We start from the raw sequence: 19,032 nt of genomic DNA, 5'->3' as shown, positions 1-19,032 counted from the left end.
AGTTCATCGGGGGAGGTGCTGAGGATGGACCGCCGTCTGAGGAAGAGGGGTCGGCTCTTTACGCTCGGCCTCGCGGCCGGGGTCGCCGGGCTGCTGTACGGCGCGGTGTACCTGGCCCCGGCGGAGCCGGTGCCCGCACCGGCGGCCGTGGTGCAGGAGGGCCCGGTCCGGGACACCGAGGCGGAGGCGGTCGTCGCCGCAGCGGAACTTCGTCAGCCGGTGGAGGTGTTGTCGCAGCGGGGCGAGTATCGGGATGTTTTCGCCCAGCCTGACGGCACGCTGGTCGCCAACGAGTACAGCCAGGCCGTCCGGGTGTTACACGGCGATACCTGGGTTCCGGCCGATGCCACGCTCGTCGTCCGGCCGGATGGCACCAGCAGTCCCGCTGCCGCGCTGCTCGACATGCGTCTGTCCGGCGGCGGCGCGACGCCCCTGATGGTCGTCGAACGTGATGCCCGGGTCATGACACTCACCTGGCCGTATCCGCTCCCGGTGCCGACGGTCACCGGCGACCAGGCCACCTATCCCGAGGTCTTCCCGGACGTCGACCTGGTGGCCAACGTGACCGTCGAGGGTTTCTCCCACGTCCTGGTGCTCAAGACCCCTGAGGCGGCGAACCTGCCGGAGCTGCGGGATCTCAGGCTGGGGGTCACTGGTGAAGGGCTCGACATCGAAGAAACCGAGGACGGTGGCGTGCTCGCCCTCGATCCCACCACCGGCAACCCGGTGCTGGAGGCCGACGCCCCGACCATGTGGGACAGCGGTATCCCGCAGGGCAACACAGCCGCCGGGCACCCGTCCGGGACGGCGAAGAACCAGCACCCGAACGACGCCTCCGCCCGAGGCCCGGGTGAGGACTCCCGGGTCGCCCGGGTGGGCCTGGACTACGCCCAGGGCACCCTCAGGCTCACCCCGGACGCCGCGATGCTCGCCGACCCGGACACGACCTACCCGGTGTACGTGGACCCGGTGTGGCAGGGCAGCACCAACAGCGCATGGGCGATGGTCGACAGCGGCTATCCCAGCGAGGAGTACTGGAAGTTCGACGGCAAACGACACGAACGGATCGGTCTCTGCCCGAACAGCTGCAACAGCTCCAAGGTCAAGCGCCTGTTCTACCGCCTCGCCACCCCGTACGCAGGCAAGACGATCCTGGAAGCCAAGTTCCGGGTGACCATGCAGCATGCCTACAACTCCACCGCCCGTGCGGCGGCGCTCTACCTCATGCCGGCGGGGATCAGCTCTGCCACCAACTGGGGTAACCAGCCCGGAGGATCCGGCTGGTCAGGGGCCACCCATCTGGACACGAACTCCCCGACCAGCGTCCAGTCGACCTGCACCTCCACGAACCAGAACACCGAATGGGACGCGAAGGTCGCGGTGCAGCAGGCGGTCGCCAAGGGCCGCACCGACGTCACGCTGGGCCTGAGGTCGGTCAGCGAGAGCGACGCCACGCACAGCAAACGGTTCTGCGACAACGGGGTGCTCTCGGTTCGCTACAACCGGGCGCCGCTGATCGCCAACCAGTCCGAGCTGACGATGTCCCCTGGTGGTGGCTGCGTCTACGGCACGACCGCCCTGTACATCGACGTCCCGCCGCGACTGAGCGCCATCCTCCGCGATCCGGACCACTCCTCCGCTCACACCGAGCAGGTCAGAGCCGAGTTCAGGGTCACGTGGACACCACCGGGCGGCTCACTCCAGACGCGTACCTACACCACGCCCTACAAGGCAAGCGGATCGCGGTTCGACTACTCCGTTCCGACCGACATCGTGCAGAACGTGCCGATCTCCTGGGATGTGCGGGCCAGTGACGGCGTGAGTTGGGGCCCGTGGAGTTCCGATGGCACGCGCGACGTCTGCCAGTTCTACTACGACACGACCAGCCCGAGCGCGCCGGACGTCGACTCCCCGCAATACCTTCCGCTGGATGCCGCGGACGCCACCGCCGATTGTCTCGACGACGACCAGTGGCGCGGTTCCATCGGCGTCGAAGGCACCTTCACGTTCGACTCGGCTGCCACCGACGTCGTCGAGTACGAGTACTCCTTCAACGACAGCCCGAAGGTCGTGGTGAAGCCGGCCGCGCCCGGCGGCGCGGTGACGATCAGGTGGACGCCGGACAAGGAGGGCCCGCGACAGCTCTTTGTCAAGGCCTTCGACGCGGCGAAGCGGTCGAGCACCATCGCGACCTGCACCTTCCGGGTGGGCAAGCGGCCGCCGGTCTCGCAGTGGCCGCTGTCGGACATCGCCGGGGCACCCGTCGCCGACGACAAGCTCGGCCCGAACGACGCCCGGATCGGCAGCGGTGTGCGGTTCGACCAGCCCGGATCGCTCGGCAGTTGGGACACCGCCGCGACCTTCGACGGCACGTCGAACGCCTACCTCGCCACCGACAGGTCGGTGCTGACCGCCACCGACCAGAGCTTCGCGATCACCGGCTGGTTCCGGGTGGACGACGTCAACCGACGGCAGGTGGCGGTCAGCCAGGACGGAACCGGCGAGCCAGGGTTCAGTCTGGGAGTCAACCAGGGCTCCTGGTTCTTCCGCCTCCCCACCAACGACGTCATCAACCTCGGCGAGTGGAAGGCGACGGCACCCGGAGTGACGACCGACTGGACCTTCGTCACGGCGGTCTTCGACGGCCCGAACAAGAAAATCTCCCTGCAGGTGGGATCCGGTGCCCCCGTTGTCAAGGAACGACGCTCGCTGACCCGCGCCCGCGGCCCCCTGCAGCTCGGCCGGCGCATGGTCAAGGGGGGCTACACCGACTTCTGGAAGGGCGCCATGGCAGACGTGTCCATCTTCGACCGGCCCGTCGTCGGCGAGGACATCGCCGGGCTGGAGAAGCACAAGCTGGTCCGTCAGGCGTACTGGCAGCTGAACAACCAGAGCACCAGGCTCAGCCCCGACTACAACGGCGGCCCGTCGTTGGCCCTCGGGCGGGAGGACATCCTCATCCGGACCAGCAACCCGATCAGCGGGATGGTGGGGCCAGGCTACCTTCAGCTCAAAGGCCAGCCGGACCACTACGCCGAGGCTGCCCCAGCGCTCATCGACCCGGTGGGCAGCTTCACCATCACCGCCCGGGTCCGCTTCACCAGCAGCTCGCAGAACCACCCGATGACAGCGTTTTCCATCAAGGGAACCAACAACAGCGCCGTGGTCATCCGCGGCAACGCCGACGGCGTCTGGGAGATGGCCGCCACCACCGCCGACCAGACGGGTGCGGTCTTCTCGAAGACCGACCACGACAAGGCCCCCTCCCGGGTGGGCAAGGGCGACCACATCGCCCTCGTCTACAACGGGTACAGCCGTGAGCTGCTGTTCTACCTCAACGGCCAACCGCGTGCCATCACCATGGACAAGCCGTTCTCGGCAGTTGACAGCATCCAGTTCGGCCGAGCCTGGATCAACGGCGCCTACCAGGAGCACCTCTCCGGAGCCATCGACGACGTCCGGGTCTACGACGGCATGGCCGACAAGGTCAAGATCGACCGGACCAGCCTCGTCATCGAGCAGCCCAACCTCTGACCCGCCGGCATCATGGCCATCGCGCACGGCCGGCCTCGACATCTTCTGCTTTCCCCTTCGAATCAACCCTCGGGGAGGGTCGATGTTCTCCCGTCTCTTGGTCGCATCCGGCGTTCTGCACGACCGGGTGGTGCGGCCAGTGTCCTGGGCGATGGCCGCGGTGATGGGCCTGAGCCTCATCCAGGTCGCCAACGCCCCTGCCTCGGCCGCAGCGGATCGCCCACGCCCGTCGGCCACCAACACCGGCAAGACCGTGCCCGACCGTCCCCCGCTGGGCGTCAAGCCGCGCACGGACAACCCGGCGGCGAAGGCCGCGACCACCACTCCCACCAAGGCCGCCTGGCCAGCGGCAGGCGCCACCGAGATCGTCGTACCCGCCACGGCGTCGGCGACCGCCTCGACCGGCGCGACCACCGCTACCGGCAAGGCCGGTGGCCTCACCGTGACGGTGTCCGCCCCTGCCACCCATCCCGGTAGCCCCGCCGCGGCAACGACAACGCCGGGAAAAGTGCGCGTCGAGGTACTCGACCGTAAGGCCTCCGAACAGGCCAAGGTCGACGGCCCTCTGGTCCGGGTCACCCGCACCGACAATCAGGCGGCAACCGGTGAGATCCAACTCGGTGTCAGCTACGACGGCCTGGCCGGCGTGTACGGCGGCGACTTCGGCGCCCGCCTGCGGCTGGTGAAGCTGCCAGAGTGCGCGCTGAGCACCCCGGAGCATCCCTCCTGCACGTCTGAGCCTGTGCCGGCGGTCAACAACAGCGAACAGCGCACCCTGTCCGCCAAGGTGACGGTGGCGGCCACCGCGACATCGTTCGCGGTGACCGCGACCGAATCGTCCGCACAGGGCGATTACGGTGCCACGAAGTTGGCCCCGTCGTCGAAATGGTCGGTGGCTCCGTCCACCGGCGGATTCTCCTGGAGCTACCCCCTGCGCACGCCTCCCGTCCCGGGCGGCGGCGGACCCGGCATCACCCTGGCCTACTCGTCGCAGTCTGTCGACGGTCGCACCGCCGCCACCAACAACCAGGGATCCTGGATCGGCGAGGGCTTCAACTACGAGCCCGGCCACATCGAGCGACGCTACAAATCCTGCGCCGAGGACGGCCACGACCAGTACGTCGACCAGTGCTGGGCGTACGACAACGCCACCATCCTGCTCAACGGCAAGTCCACCGAACTGGTCAAGGACGGCTCCACCTGGCGGTTCGCCACCGACGACGGATCCAAGGTCGAGCGACTGACCGGGGCGAGCAACGGCGACGACAACGGTGAGCACTGGCGGGTCACCACCACCGACGGCACCGAACACTACTTCGGCCTCAACCGCCTACCCGGCTGGAGTTCCGGCATGGAGGAAACCGGCTCCACCTGGACCCTGCCGGTCTTCGGCGACGACGCGAACGAGCCGTGCAACAAGTCCACCTTCGTGGAGTCGTACTGCGACCAGGCATGGCGGTGGAGTCTCGACTACGTCAAGGACCGCTACGGCAACGTCCGCTCCTACTTCTACCAGCGAGAGACCAACCACTACGCCCGGGCCAAACGCACCGACCTCAACGGCGTGCCCTACCACCGCGGCGGGTGGCTCCGACGCATCGACTACGGACAGCGGCACAACGCGGTCTACACGACCAACGCGCCGGCCCGGGTCACCTTCGACGTCAAGGAACGGTGCCTGCCGACCGCCAGCATCGACTGCGACCCGCAGGACCTGAACAACACCACCGCCGCGTACTGGCCGGACGTGCCATTCGACCGCAACTGCGCCTCGGACACCAAATGCAAGCCTGACCAGATCGTCCCGACGTTCTGGACCCGCGCCCGACTGGCCGCCGTCACCACCGAGATCCGCGACGGCGCCAGCTGGACGCCCGTGGACCGGTGGAGCCTCGACCACCTGCTCACCGACAACAGCGACGGCTCCCGCACCCTGTGGCTCCACAAGATCACCCACACCGGCATGTACGGCCCCGGCGACGACCTCACGATGCCATCGGTGGACCTCGGCGGACGGCAACTACCGAACCGCGTCGACCGGGACAACGACAACTTCGGCCCCCTGATCCGGTTCCGCCTGGCCACGGTCTGGACCGACTCAGGCGCCCAGATCGACGTCAACTACGCCACCCCGGACTGCACCCAGGCAACCCTGCCGACCGAGGGAAACAGCACCAAACGCTGCTACCCGGTCAAGTGGAACCCGCTCGGCAGCGGCGACCCGACCACCGACTGGTTCTACAAATACGTCGTGAGCGCGGTCATCGAAACCGACCGGACCGGCGGCGCGCCGGACATGGTCACCCGGTACGACTACCTCGACGGCGCCGCCTGGCGCCACAGCGACCCCGACGGCATCTCCGACCCGAAAGACCTCACCTGGAGCGAGTGGCGCGGCTACGGCCGAGTGGCCGTCACCGTCGGAAACGGCCAAACCCAGACCACCAACACGGAGTACCGCTACCTACGCGGCATGCACGGCGACAAGAAACCCGGCGGCGGCACCCGCGACATCCGGGTAACCGACTCCAGCGGTATGCAGCACGTCGATTACGACCAGTTTTCCGGACACGAACTGGAGAGCACCGTCTTCGACGGCACCACCCCGGTCAGCCGGACCATCGCCACCCCATGGCGGCACAACACCGCCACCGAGTCGCACAGCTGGGGCGACAAGCAAGCCTGGCTCATCAACACCTCGACCACCCGCAGCCTGGTCGCCCTCGCCGACGGCTGGCGAGAAACCAGGAACGTCTCCACCTTCGACACGACCTTCGGCCGGGTCACCCAGACCGAGAATCTCGGCGACATCGCCGTCACCGGCGACGAGGCCTGCACCCGCACCACCTACGCCGACAACCCGGCCACCCACCTCTACAGCCTGGTGGCCCGGACCGAGTCGGTCTCCGTGGCATGCTCCGCCACCCCCGACCGCAAAACCCAGATCATCTCCGACACCCGGACGCTCTACGACGCCAAGGCGTTCGGTGTCGCCCCGACACTCGGCAACCCGACCCGATCCGAACGGCTCCAGAGCCACGACGGCTCCACCGCCACCTACATCCGGGCGGCCGAAGGGACCTTCGACGCCTACGGCCGGCCCCTGACCGCCACCGACGCGATGGGCAACGTCACGACCACCGCGTACAACGAAACCAACGGCCTGACCACCAGGGTGGTCGAGACGAACCCCCTCGGCCACGTCACCACCACCGACTACACCCCCGCCTGGGGCAGCCCCGTCACCCAGACCGACCCGAACAAGCTGGTCAGCCAACTCGAGTACGACGCCCTGGGCCGGTTGACCAAGGTGTGGATGCCCGACCGGACCGGCGCGACCGGCACCGACCCGAGCATCCGATACACCTACCTGATCCGGACCGACAAGCCCGTCGCGGTCAAGACCGAGAAGCGGCAGAACGACGGCAGCTACAGCGTCGAGTACAAACTGCACGACGGCCTGCTGCGCCCCCGACAGGCCCAGAGCGAAGGCCCGGGCGGCACCCGGATGATCGCCGACACCTTCTACACCCCGACCGGGAAACTGGACAAGACCTTCGCCACCTACAACGCCGCCGGCGCCCCGAGCGACCTGATCTTCCCCGCCCGCAACGGTGAAGTCGACGGCCAGACCCTCTACGTCTACGACGGGGCGGACCGGATCAAGGCGGAGATCTTCGCCGTGGCCGGCAACGAGAAGTGGCGCACCACGACGACCTACGGCGGCGACCGCGTCTCGATCGACCCACCGGACGGGGGAACCCCGACCACGACGATCACCAACGCGCTCGGTCAGACCACCCAGCTCCTGCAGTACAAGGGCGCCAGCCCGTCAGGCGCCTTCGACAAGACCGAGTACACCTACACCCCGTCAGGCCAGCTCGCCACCGTCAAGGACCCGGCCGGCAACCTCTGGAAGCACGAGTACGACCAACTCGGACGCAAGACCACGTCGACCGACCCGGACGCGGGCACCTCGACCATGACCTACGACAACCTCGACCGGGTCACCAGCACCACCAACGGTGTGAACCAGACGATCAGCACCACCTACGACGCCATCGGCCGCACGACCGCCACCTACCGAGGCACCGCCGACACGGGCGTGCTGCTCAGCAGCTGGACCTACGACCTGGAGATGCTCGGGCACCTCTCCTCGACCAGCCGCTGGATAGACGGAGCCGAGTACGCCACCTACTACACCGCCTACGACGAGTTCTACCGCCCACACGCCACCTACTACCAGGTGCCCGACCACGCCGGCGCCGAACTGGCAGGGCTGTACTCGTTCGCGACGCAGTACAACCCGGACGGCACCATCTCGGCCAGCGGCATGTCCGAGGGCGGCGGCCTGCCTTTCGAAAGCATCGCCTACACCTACGACAGCCTCGAACGACTGACCGCCACCACCAGCGACATCTCCTACCTCACCGACGTCGACTACGCCCTGACCGGCGAGGTGATCCAGACCGAAGCAGCGCTGGGCACCAACAAAATCTGGTCGACCTACGAATACGACCAGGGCTCCAAACGACTGACCCGCCAGCGCCTGGACGACAACCGGGCAATCATCGACACCCGCTACACCTACGACGACTCCGGCAACATCACCCGGATCGCCGACACACCCACCGGCACCCGAGACGTGCAGTGCTTCACCTACGACTACCTGCGCCGCATGGAACAAGCCTGGACATCGGCGAGCACCGCCACCGACCCCTGCGCCGGCGGCCCGGCGGCGACAGGAGTGGGTGGGGTGGCGCCCTACCACCACGCCTACACCTTCGACCTGGTCGGCAACCGCAAGACCGAGTCGCACTACGCCACCGACGGAACCTCCATCCTGGAACGCACCTACACCTACCCGGCCGCGACCCAACCCCAGCCCCACACGCTGCGCGAGATGACCGAAACCACCGCAGCCGGGCAAAAGCTCCACAGCTACGACTACGACGCAGCGGGAAACACCACCCGACGGACAAAGGTCGGCGAAGACCAGACCCTCGTCTGGGACGCCGAAGGCAACCTGGAATCGGTCACCGACGCGACCGGGAAGAAGACCAGCTTCCTGTATGACGTCGACGGCTCCCGGATGCTCCGCAAGGAGCCGGACACCACGACGCTCTACCTACCGGGCATGGAGATCCGGCTCAACCACGCCACCAGAGCCACCGACGGCACCCGCTACTACCCACTGCCGGGCGGCGGCACCATCGTCCGCAAGCTCAACGGCCTGCACTACGTCGCCTCCGACCACCACGGCACAGGCCACGCGACCATCAGCGAAACCGGCACGGTCACCCACCGGCGCAGCACCCCCTACGGCGAGCCACGCGGCACCCAGCCGCCACCAGGGCAGTGGCCAACCGAAAAGGGATTCGTCAACGGGAACCAGGACTCCACCACAGGCCTGGTCAACATCGGAGCCCGCGAGTACGACCCGACCACGGGCCGGTTCATCTCCATCGACCCGATCATCGACGTCAACGACCCCCAGCAGATGCACGGCTACGCCTACGCCAACAACAACCCGATCTCCTTCTCCGACCCCGACGGCCTCAAGTTCTGCTCCGACGACGCCTGCGGCCCCGGCGCGGACTACGTCGACCTCGCCGGCAAGTACCACCACGTCAAGGGACACAACGACGGCTGCGGCGGCTGCTCAGGCGCGTACGACCCGGACGAGCCAGGGAAAAACGTACACAACAACCCCCGCGCCAGCCAGGCCGACAAAGAGCGCGCCGCTGCGGCAGCGGCAGAGCGGGAACGGCAGGCACGCATCGCCCGCGCCAAGCAGAAGATCCTCGACTCGGCCAAGGCCCTCGCGAAGATCCTCATGGACGAGCTAGGAATCACCGACGCCCTCAACTGCTTGACCCAGGGCGACATGGGCGGTTGCCTCGCCACCGCCGCCAACATCGCCGGCGCCATGATCGGCGGCGTCCTCGGCAAACTCGCCGCACGTTACGGTGCCCCCTGGAAATGGAAAAAACTCGCCAACCTGACAAGCAGAGTCAAAGGACTCCTCGGCGACCTCGTGGACGGGGTGAAGGACTTCCTGAAATGCGGAAACAGCTTCGTGCCCGGCACCCTCGTGTTGATGGCCGATGGCTCACACAAGCCTATCGAAGAAATATCCACCGGCGATGCGGTGCTGGCAACCCATCCCGAGGCAGGACACACCACGGCCAAGACCGTGGTCGCGACAATCGTCGGCAACGGTGAGAAACACCTGATCAAGGTCACCATCGACGTCAACGGCGAGGCGGCACCGATCAAGGCGTCCGTGATCGCAACCGAGGGCCATCCGTTCTGGGTACCTGAGCTGAGAGAGTGGCTACCTGCGGGGGACCTGCAGGTCGGCCAACTCCTGCAGACAGCGGCCGGCACGCACGTCCAAATCAGTGCAGTAGCCCAGTGGACCGAGCCCCAGCAGGTCTACAACCTCACCGTCGACGACATCCACACGTACTATGTGCTTGCCGGCAAGATGCCCCTGCTGGTGCACAATTGCAATGGCGCAACGCTTGACCTTACGTACATGCCGAACTGGGATGCTTCGCAGATTGCTGCGGCGGACGCAAAGGTGGCTGCGTTGAACAACGCGGCTCCGCTCGTCGTAACAAAGCCCGTTCGTGGTACCTCGGCAGCGGATGTCTGGCGGCGCGGTGGAAACGCCAAGCCGAGCGGTAGCGACATTGACCACACGATCGAGCTTCAGTTGGGTGGTGCCGACGACATCTCCAACATGTTGCCACTCGATTCTTCGGTCAATAGAAGCATTGGAAGTCAAATCAACGCTCAAATCAAACGCCAAGGTCTGCAGCCAGGTGATGTAGTGTGCAAGATCACCATTGGGCCACGGTGTTAGGGATGCTGATGACTGGCAGATTTCATGAGGGTCGCTATCTTGTAAGCACCGATGCAGGTATGTGCGGGCTGTGGCAGCCCGAGCACTTCACCCATGTGGGCAGCTTGGAAGCCTGGGAAGACAACGTTTCAAACCCTGCGGCACTAGGAGGGCACATCAGGGCTGGAGCATTCGTTCCCCTTAATGTCGGCGGTGACGGCGCCTTCCAGGTGACAGTGCGGGTTGGCGAACGGACGGCTAGAGAGGAGCGCTACACCCTGGTCTCCTCCGAGCCCTATCTCCTCGTCTCAGCGAGCGTCCTCGCCCTCGGCGGTTTGGAGCAGGTGGGGACGTACGGGGGAGGAGCGGAGGAAATTTCCCTGCCGAGTGGGCGGTACGTCGCCAGGGTTCATCTCTTGGACTGGAAAGCCGAGCCGGGCTCAACGACGGAAGATGGCGCCCCTGCGGAATATGCCCTTCCTGACTTCATTGTCGAGATCCATCCAGAGGTACGTCAGGCGGACGCTTATCGAACAAACGTGGAAACGTTCGAACGGCCCCAGTAAAGCGCGAGGGGCCAATGAGTGGGTTGTGCCGTGCCAAAACTCGTTCAATGGCGGTGACCTGGTGTTTTGAAGATCAGTTCAGGCTGCTCGGTGGTACTCGTTGATCAGCCCGCTGAGGCGTCTTCGGCGGCGTATGGGCTTGTCTATGGGGATGATGACGGCTGGGTCGTGGTTGGGTGGCCGCTGCTGGCACCCTTGGTGCGGTCGGTGGTCGTTGAAATGGTTGACGTACTCGCCGACTAGGTTCAGAGCGTGCCGCTCGTTGTAGATCAACACGTGGTCGGTGCACTCGTCGCGGAGGGTGCGGCCCCAGCGTTCGATAAAGCAGTTGGCTTGTGGGGTCCGGGGTGGGGTCTTGACCACGGTGATGCCTTCGGCGGTGAAGACGTGATCGAAGGTGGTGGTGTACTTGGCGTCGCGGTCGCGGATCAGGAACCGGAACTGGTTGACGCGCTCGCTCAGGTCCATGGTGAGGTTGCGGGCCTGCTGGGTTACCCACTGCCCGGTGGGGTGCGCGGTGATCCCGAGGAGATGGACCCGTCGGGCGGACACCTCCATGACCACCAGCGCGTAGAGGCGTCGTAGCAGGATCGTGTCGAGGTGGAAGAAGTCGATGGCCAACAGGCCAGCGGCCTGGTTGCGCAGGAAGGTCCGCCAGTCGGTGTCCTGTTGGCGGGGCGGCGGGCCGACACGGCGGTCGGCCAGGATCCGCCGGATCGTGCCCGCCCCGACCTGATGGCCGAGTCGATGTAACTCGCCTTGGATTCGGCGGTGTCCCCATCGCGGGTTCTCTGGGGCCAGCCGAAGTATGACGTCGCGGATCTCGTCGCTGACGGGTGGCCGGCCAGGTCGGTTCGGGTAGGTCCAGTGGCGTCGCACCAACCGGCGGTGCCAGGCCAGCAACGTCGCCGGGGTAACGATCCGATGTTCCCGCATCCGACGCGGCAGCAGGCGGGCCAGGGCCGACAGGATCGCCCGGTCCGGCCAGGACAACTGCGGCCGGCCCCGAACCTGCCGGCGGAGTACCGCTACCTCGTGCCGCAGCACGAGGACCTCGATCAGCAACGCCCTGTCACGGCGGATCAACAACCCCAGGCCGTTGAACAGGCGGATCATCCCCAGGTACAGCAACCGCACGACCATACCAGCGATCATCAATCCGAGCCGACAACTCCCAGCTCACAGCATGTGCGACGAGTTTTGGCACGGTACAGGCTGACCGCGCTCATCTGCCCCGGCTATTCCGATGAGCAGCGTTCGGCCGGTAGCCGGTCGTCCAGCCAACTGACCTCGGCCGTGCTGGGTTCAGCGAGAACCCTGCAAAGATGCCGGTACCAGGTGTTCGGGTCCGTGGAAACACGGCGCAGCGGTACGCCGGGCCACCCGTTGATCAGCTCTTTGCCGTCTGGGCGCAGGTCGTGAACAGCCGCAGGGAGGAGTCGTGGCTCCGGCGTGCGGTCCCAGAACCGGGTGAAAGCGTTGGCTGGCTCGGGCCGCCACCAGCTGAGTCCCCCACCGCCCACTATGCCTAGGCGGAACGGGTCGTCGAGGTGGTAGCGGGGTTCGCTCGCCGCGTCCTTGTCGATTCGGGCGAGCTGCCGGCGATCCTCGGTGTCCCAGAGGATGACAGGCCCCTCGGAGTAGGCCAACGCCACTCGCCGGGCGTCCGGTGCCACCATTAGGTAATAGACCTGAAGTCCCGGGTCGCCGGGGTCCGGAATGCCGGCGTCGGTCACCGCGCCGGTCTCGGTGTCCCAGCGGAGGACCTGGGAGGTGTTGGGATCGACCGTGAAGAGCAGCCCATCGGGGTGGATCTTGACGGTGCGTGCGTATACCGGGTTTCGTTCACCCAATTCCCACGCCCGGCCACGTGGCTGCCCGGTGCGCCGGTCCCAGCGGGTGACCGTGCCGTCGCCGTACACGACGACCTCGTCCCCGCCGACGAAACCGACGGCGAGTTCGTCGGCCTGCGGGGTCTCCGGTCCCCCAAGCTCCGGTCGCTGCGGCACCGGACGGCGAGGTGGTCGGAGCGTCACGCCGTGGCTCAGGTCGGGCAGGTGCCAGACATCGAGCCGATCACCGGTGTCGGCGACGGTGATCACGTGGCCGCCGTCCGGTGCTATCCACATCAGACGTTCGTCCGCCGAACCCAGTCTCGTATCGGGCGGTGGTGCCTGGACCTCGCCGAGCTGGTGTCCGGTCCGGCCGTCCCAGCTGGCGAGCCGGCCCTCACTCGTCTGGGTGACCACGGTCCGGCCGTCCGGGGTGTACCGGGCCAGGTGGGCGATCGTGAGCGCGAAGTCCAACGTACCCATCGGTGGGATGCGCAGCAGGTCGAGCCGGCCGTCGAAGTCGGTGAGGAGGACCTCCCAGCGGTCGGAGTGCCGCACGAAATCGAGCAACAGGTCCGTCGGAGCCCGGAACCTGCCGAGCTTGGCGCCCTGCGGCACCGACCAGAACGACAGCTCGTACTGCCCGGTCAGGGTCTCCTGGCCGAGCGGTGGCTCCTCGACGAGCGCGAGGACGTTGCCAGACGGGTCGAGCAGCGCGCTGCCGCATCCCCGCCGGGGCAGATCGACAAGTGGGCGTACCGCCGACGAGGTGAGATCCCAGAGTTCGAACCTGGCCTGGACGGCCCGAGGCCCGGCATCCGGTGCCATGGACCCGTCGTCCTCCCGCTCGGACCCGGACCCACCGGCGACGTCCGAGTCCTCCGCTTCTCGGATCGTCTCTTGCCGGCTATGACAGACCACCAACTGGGAGCTGTCGGTGGTGATGCCAGTGATCGTCGTCCTCGTGGTGGTCTGGATGACCTGTCCGCCCTCCTTGCGGCTCGTCGTGTCGAGGTCAGGCAGCGTGCGTACGCTCCGATCGGCCCGCCCGACCAGCCAGGTCGAGCCGCTGTAACTGACAACTGTCGTCGCTGCGCCCCGCCCGGTCGTCAGCTGGGGGGCCATCCGGTCGTTGACGCCCCGGGGCGGCAGTTTCAACGGGCGGTTCACTTGTCGTCCGCTCTGGGCATCGATCCAGTGGACAGTGGTTTCGTCGATGTAGCTGAGAACTGTCGCTGTCGGGTCCAGGGCGATCGCCCAGGCCCTGCCAGTGGGTACGGAATAGCTGGTCCGGGCCCGTCCGGTCGTGCGGTCCCAGATGGTGATCCGGTCGCCGACGGAGGTGGCGATCGTGCTGCCGTCCGCCGTCACGGCGACCGAGGGCGGAGCCTCGTCGGGCGACCGGTCGACCGGCAGCTCGACCGGCTCGGGTGGCCTCCCGTCAGCGACTGCGGCGAGGTCGAGCCAATGCACCAGTCCGGTCCGGTAGCTTGCCGTCACCTGCACCCGCCGGTCGGCGCTGAGCACCGTGAGGTCCCGGTAGTCGGTGGTACGCCACGGCGGGAACGACCTCGTCACGAACTGGAAGTCGTGGTAGCTCTTCTCGAGCAGGCTGCGGGCGGCCGTGGTGTCGGCCGCATCGAAGGCACCGGTGGCGATCAGCGCCTGGTACCGCGTGTTGTCGAGCTCCCGGATCTGACCGGCTATCCGCTCGGAACGGGCGATCCCGTCCCGTTGCCGTTCGGCTTGGTCTCTCAACCACCAGAAACCGCCCATGCCGCCCAGCCCCACGACGAGGAACGTGATGACGGCCGTGACGAGGAGCGTCCGTACCAGCTCACGGCCCCTGGCCTGGACGCTCGTCTGGATGAAGGACCGCTCGACCTCGCTAAGGCTGGTGGGATGACCGGCCAGCCAATCCATGCCCTGCTTGAGCTCCGGCCCACCGAGCAGTGCGCTGCGGTGCTGACCCGATCGGTCCCACAGCAGCATCCGGCGCCGGAGCGCGTCTCGCCAGCGGAGCAGGTCGTCGTGATCGATCACCCACTCGCGCAGCCTCGGCCACTCCTCGATCAGCGCCTCGTGCGCCAACTCGATCATTGCCGCTTCGCCCGGCCCGCCCCCGGTGGTCAGCATCCGGGTGGTGGCCAGCGTGTCGGCGACCCGGCGCTGGGCTGGGTCGAGTTCTCCCACGGCCGCCGCTCGGCGGGCGTGCCGACCGCCCTCCAGCGGTACGACGAGGTGCAGTAGCAGACCCAGACCGGCCGTACGCTCATCCTCGCTCAGGTCCTCGTCCCAGACCCGATCGAGATGGGTCGCGATCGGGCCAGCGCCACCGCGCAGCCCTCGGTACACTTCGTGGCTCAGCAGGCCGTGCTCGGTCTGCCGCTCCCACAGATGGCTTAGCAGCACCTGCAGGACAGGCAGGCAGTAGGGCTTGTCGTGTAGGTCGTTGACGATCTCGTCAACCAGACCAGGTTCGTAGTGCGCGAAGCCGGACCTGCGGACCGGATTCTCGATCGCCTGTCGTAGCGCGGACGGCCCCGGCGGTTTCAGCTTCATTAAGGAACCGACCTCGTAACCGGTCAGCGTCTCGACCCGGTGCGCGGCGTCAATGCGGACCGTCAGCAACAGCCGGACCATCGGGCCGCCGCCCGGCCGCTGGGCCCGAGCCAGCCGACCCAGTGTCGCGCCGAACTGCTGTACCACCTCGTCCGGCAGGTGGAACAGTTCCTCAAGCTGATCCACCACCAGCAGCAGGCAGAGCCGGCTTACCTTTTGCAGGAGGGCAGCGACCAGGTCCTCCGGGGCGGCATGTTCGAGCTGGGCCGCAATCCGCTCCTCCTGAACGGCGATGTCGGCCGCGCCCGTCTCGGGCAGAATGGGGATTCCGAGCGGCAGCAACGCGGCGGCCAACGCCCGCCATGGGGTGGCTCGGGCCGCCGGCCGGAACACCACCGGAACGTTGTCAGCCTTCCGGAGCCTGGGCAACAGTCCGGCCCGGATCAGCGAGGACTTACCGACCCCCGATCCTCCGGTCAGCACGGTCAGCCGGGAGTTGGAAACCCGACCGGCGAGCTCCTGTGCCTCAGCCTCCCGGCCATGGAATAGCGCGACATCGGCCTCCTCGAACGGGGCGAACATCCGGAACGGTGAGACTGCCCGGATACGGTCCACAAGCCGGGGCCACCGCTCGAACACTGCCCCACCCGGCAGCGCGTACGCGAGCCAGGTGCCCCGACGCCGTTCCACCGCGCGGACCAAGCCCACAACCTGGCCCGTCCGGCGGTCCCAGACCGGCGAGCCGCTGAACCCCTCCTCGATCCGTAGGCCGTCGTGCCGCTCGTCCGGGCCGAGTTGAAGCCACCGGTGCCGGACGACGCCGCGGATCTCCCCGGAGACCCAGGTGCCAATCCCATCGGCGTCCCGGGGGCGAAAACCGTAGGTGAGGAACGGATGCCCGACAGCGTTCTCAGCCCGGCCCAGCCGGACCGGGTGTGCGCCGACTGGGGTGGGCGTAAGCAGCCGCAGGCCGGCTACGTCACCCTCCGCCTCCTCGCCGATGGGATGCCAGACCTCCACGGCAGCGGTCAGGACCCGGCCGGACGACAGCATCGGAAAGTCGAGCAACACCGGCTGCTCCGGCGGTGCAACGGGTGCGTCAGGAAGTTGCTCCGGCACCTCAAGGGCCCGAGCGACCACATGCGCGCAGGTGACCACCAGATCGTCGTCGACGTAGAGCCCAAGTCCCACCACACCCCCGTCGGGATGCCGGATCCGGACAACCGACGCACGCAGCGGATGGTTGAGCGCCTGATCCGCCATTACGACACCTCGGAGCCGCCGGTGTTCAACTGATCGATGTCTGTCGACGGGTTCAGGCCGTCCGGCTGGATCAGCTTCGAATCCTCAGGTTTGTCGGAGTTCGCTTCATGATCAGTGCTCTGCGTCTGGGGCGGATCGGCCGCGCGGTTCCACTCGAAGGTGACCTTCATGTGCGCCTCACCGGTAGTCTCGGCCACCACGAAGCCGCCCTTAGCCGCCACCTTGAGGCCGAACTCGATTGCCACCCGGTCGGCTCCGCCGGCATCGCGTGCCCGCGCCGCCGCACCATGGGCCAACCGCCGGAACCGGTCGAAAGCCTCGTTGAAAGTCTCCGTCAGGTGGGCGACCACCTCTTGACGCCGCCCAGCCGGCACGACGCCCTCGACCTGATTGGTCACCTCGACGAGCACCACGGTGCCGTCTTCCGCCGGAACTTCCACATAGTAGGTCACAGACGAGTCCTTACCTATCTCCATGGACGTCGGTGGCCCAGTGTAAAGGGGTAACTCAATGCGAAATCGAAACGGCCGATGAGATGACCCCCAGGCCTGGGCAGCGGCGGGGGGACTGTAAAACACGAACGTGTGTGTTTGACAGACCCACGCCCTGGCTCGACGACACGGCCACGGCCCGGGTGTGCGGGGCCTGCGCCCGGCCACCGCGCAGGGCGAGGATCGCAACATGCCCGACGGGCAGACCACCGTCGAAAAGGTCACCATGCTGCGTCCGGCCACCGCGCCGGGGCGAGGATCGCAACGCTGAGGTAGCCGATGAGGAAGGGGGCGAGATCCCGGGTGCTGCGTCCGGCCACCGTGCCGGGCGAGGATCGCAACGCCCTGACTCTCAACGGTCAGACGACCGCTGCAGACGTGGTACGCCGCGTGAGGCGGAACTTTCGCCCGGCTCCTCAGAAGGATGTGGTGTACGGGCGTTCGGGCATGTCGTCGAACGGGTGGAACAGGCTGGCGATCGTCTTGGCGTGTAGCTTGCCGGGGTTGGTCATCAGCATGGTGTAGTCGCTGTCCTGGAAGAGCGTGTCCAGGATGCCCTCCCAGTCGTAGTCGGCGGTGGTTTCGGGTAGCTGCTCCAGGTCCTTGTCGAAGGCGCCGAGTTCGAGTTCGGCGGTGGCGCGGTCGGTCATGAGGTGCAGGGCCATCTCCTCGGCGTTGGTGCGGGGGTGGGGTTCGGCGCCGTGGGTGAGGTCGGCGGCCAGGTCGAGGAACGCGGTGCGGAACCGCTCCACCGCGGCCGGGGGCAGATGCCGGAAGAACGGCGGGAACGCCTCCCAGCCGTCCGGGTTCTCCAACGCCGCCGTGACCTCGTCGCTGAGGATCTCCGCAGCGGTGTGCAGCAGCAGCGCGGTCCGCGGGGTGATCACCGGCGGCATGCAGGTGTCGCATTCGCCGCTGTCGCAGGCGGCGCAGTCGAGGCATCCGTCGGCGCAGGTCATGGAGGTGTCGCATCCGCCCGTCGGGCAGCCGGTGACCGGGAAGCTGGCGAATCCTGCGGTCGCTCGGCGTCGCAGGTGCACGGCCAGGGCATGAGGGTTGGTGTCGAGGGCATCGAGGATCGAGGTGACCGCGGCGCGGACCGGGCCCGGCTCGGCGTCGAGGGCGGCCAGCAACCGGTCCCGGGTCCGCTCGGGCGGGTGTCCGACGGTCAGCAGGTTCAACAGATCCGCGACGGTGTCGGCCCGCTCCGCGGTGGGGAACGTGGCCAGGGCCTCCATCGTTTCCCCGCCGCCGTGGTCGACGATGGCGAACACGCGGTGGGTGCTGGCGGTGTGCTGCGGCAGGAAGCCGTGGTAGATCGTCTTCATCTGGGAGTTCCGTTCGATGGGCGGGCGCACTCAACGTGCGGGCGCTCTGCGGGGAGAGGGAGCATGGCGGGGCTGCACGTCGCGGTACGTCCGCAACGCCGGCGCTCAGGAAGATTCGCGGCTGCCTGCCAGGGTTCGACCCTGGCCGCATAACCAGATACCTGACTATCAGAGTCAGACCTATCGGGCAAGTTTGCTCTCGTTAGACCGCCGCGCGGTCACTCGGTGGATCCGGCTTCCCAGCGCGGCGATGGGTGGCCGTCGCGCCCCGCCCTGATCGGGCCTGGTCGGGGTGATCGGGGGTGCTCCGTGGGTGCTCGGACGTCGGGGAACTGGCCCGGACGGACTGGACTGAGCCGGATTTTCGACTCTGCTTCTAAGTGGAAAACATATTGATAAATCTTGCTCAACTCCCGTACCTGACATAACGCATTCGGATCGGGTCGGACGGGGTTGGACTGGGTCAAATAATTTACTTTAAGCATTGAAGCTTCTGGCTACGGATCAGAAGGTTAGGGGTTCGAGTCCCTTCGGGCGCGCAAGATCACAAAAGGCCTGACCCGCGGAAACGCGGGTCAGGCCTTTTGTGTTGTCTGGCCTGGTTGG

7 protein-coding genes are annotated in these 19,032 nt (G+C 67.1%); 3 read left to right on the top strand and 4 right to left on the bottom strand.

From position 1 onward, the window contains the following. Positions 1 to 24 precede the first annotated feature (24 nt). From IGA62_RS11830 to IGA62_RS11820, 3 genes are all read left to right on the top strand, one after another. Entirely contained in the window at positions 25 to 3,534 is a 3,510-nt protein-coding gene (locus IGA62_RS11830) for a LamG-like jellyroll fold domain-containing protein (RefSeq protein ID WP_145821620.1), read from the top strand. A gap of 82 nt (positions 3,535 to 3,616) precedes the next feature. Then, positions 3,617 to 10,405: a polymorphic toxin-type HINT domain-containing protein gene (locus tag IGA62_RS11825; RefSeq protein WP_145822284.1), complete on the top strand. Its 6,789-nt coding sequence runs from the start codon at positions 3,617 to 3,619 to the stop codon at positions 10,403 to 10,405. A gap of 2 nt (positions 10,406 to 10,407) precedes the next feature. Next, positions 10,408 to 10,950 carry a hypothetical protein gene (locus IGA62_RS11820; RefSeq protein WP_145821621.1) on the top strand — a complete coding sequence of 181 codons (543 nt, stop codon included), beginning with the start codon at positions 10,408 to 10,410 and terminating at the stop codon, positions 10,948 to 10,950. A gap of 78 nt (positions 10,951 to 11,028) precedes the next feature. Here IGA62_RS11820 and IGA62_RS11815 read toward each other — a convergent pair whose 3' ends face one another. The 4 genes from IGA62_RS11815 to IGA62_RS11800 form a co-directional block, all read right to left on the bottom strand. Next, on the bottom strand, positions 11,029 to 12,105 hold the full coding sequence (locus IGA62_RS11815) for an integrase core domain-containing protein (RefSeq protein ID WP_145821622.1): 1,077 nt from the start codon (positions 12,103 to 12,105) through the stop codon (positions 11,029 to 11,031). An 83-nt stretch (positions 12,106 to 12,188) separates the two neighbouring features. Then, positions 12,189 to 16,607 (bottom strand): nSTAND1 domain-containing NTPase, encoded by a 4,419-nt coding sequence (locus IGA62_RS11810; RefSeq protein ID WP_145821623.1) that lies wholly within the window; start codon positions 16,605 to 16,607, stop codon positions 12,189 to 12,191. Next, positions 16,607 to 17,059, bottom strand: a complete 453-nt coding sequence (locus tag IGA62_RS11805) for a CU044_2847 family protein (RefSeq protein WP_145821624.1) — start codon at positions 17,057 to 17,059, stop codon at positions 16,607 to 16,609. Before IGA62_RS11805 ends, IGA62_RS11810 begins: the two co-directional genes overlap by 1 nt. Before the next feature lie 455 nt (positions 17,060 to 17,514). Then, on the bottom strand, positions 17,515 to 18,426 hold the full coding sequence (locus IGA62_RS11800; protein WP_145821625.1) for a hypothetical protein: 912 nt from the start codon (positions 18,424 to 18,426) through the stop codon (positions 17,515 to 17,517). Between the last annotated feature and the right edge of the window lie 606 nt (positions 18,427 to 19,032).

This window comes from Micromonospora sagamiensis (genome assembly GCF_014680085.1).
Taxonomy (GTDB): domain Bacteria; phylum Actinomycetota; class Actinomycetes; order Mycobacteriales; family Micromonosporaceae; genus Micromonospora; species Micromonospora inyonensis.
This window is presented reverse-complemented; position numbering and strand designations above follow the sequence as displayed.

What these genes read in the sequence shown, in the direction of transcription:
- IGA62_RS11825 (WP_145822284.1), top strand. Translation starts at nt 3,617, where the DNA reads ATGTTCTCCCGTCTCTTGGTCGCATCCGGCGTTCTGCACGACCGGGTG.
- IGA62_RS11810 (WP_145821623.1), bottom strand. Translation starts at nt 16,607, where the DNA reads ATGGCGGATCAGGCGCTCAACCATCCGCTGCGTGCGTCGGTTGTCCGG.
- IGA62_RS11820 (WP_145821621.1), top strand. Translation starts at nt 10,408, where the DNA reads ATGCTGATGACTGGCAGATTTCATGAGGGTCGCTATCTTGTAAGCACC.
- IGA62_RS11815 (WP_145821622.1), bottom strand. Translation starts at nt 12,105, where the DNA reads ATGATCGCTGGTATGGTCGTGCGGTTGCTGTACCTGGGGATGATCCGC.
- IGA62_RS11800 (WP_145821625.1), bottom strand. Translation starts at nt 18,426, where the DNA reads ATGAAGACGATCTACCACGGCTTCCTGCCGCAGCACACCGCCAGCACC.
- IGA62_RS11830 (WP_145821620.1), top strand. Translation starts at nt 25, where the DNA reads ATGGACCGCCGTCTGAGGAAGAGGGGTCGGCTCTTTACGCTCGGCCTC.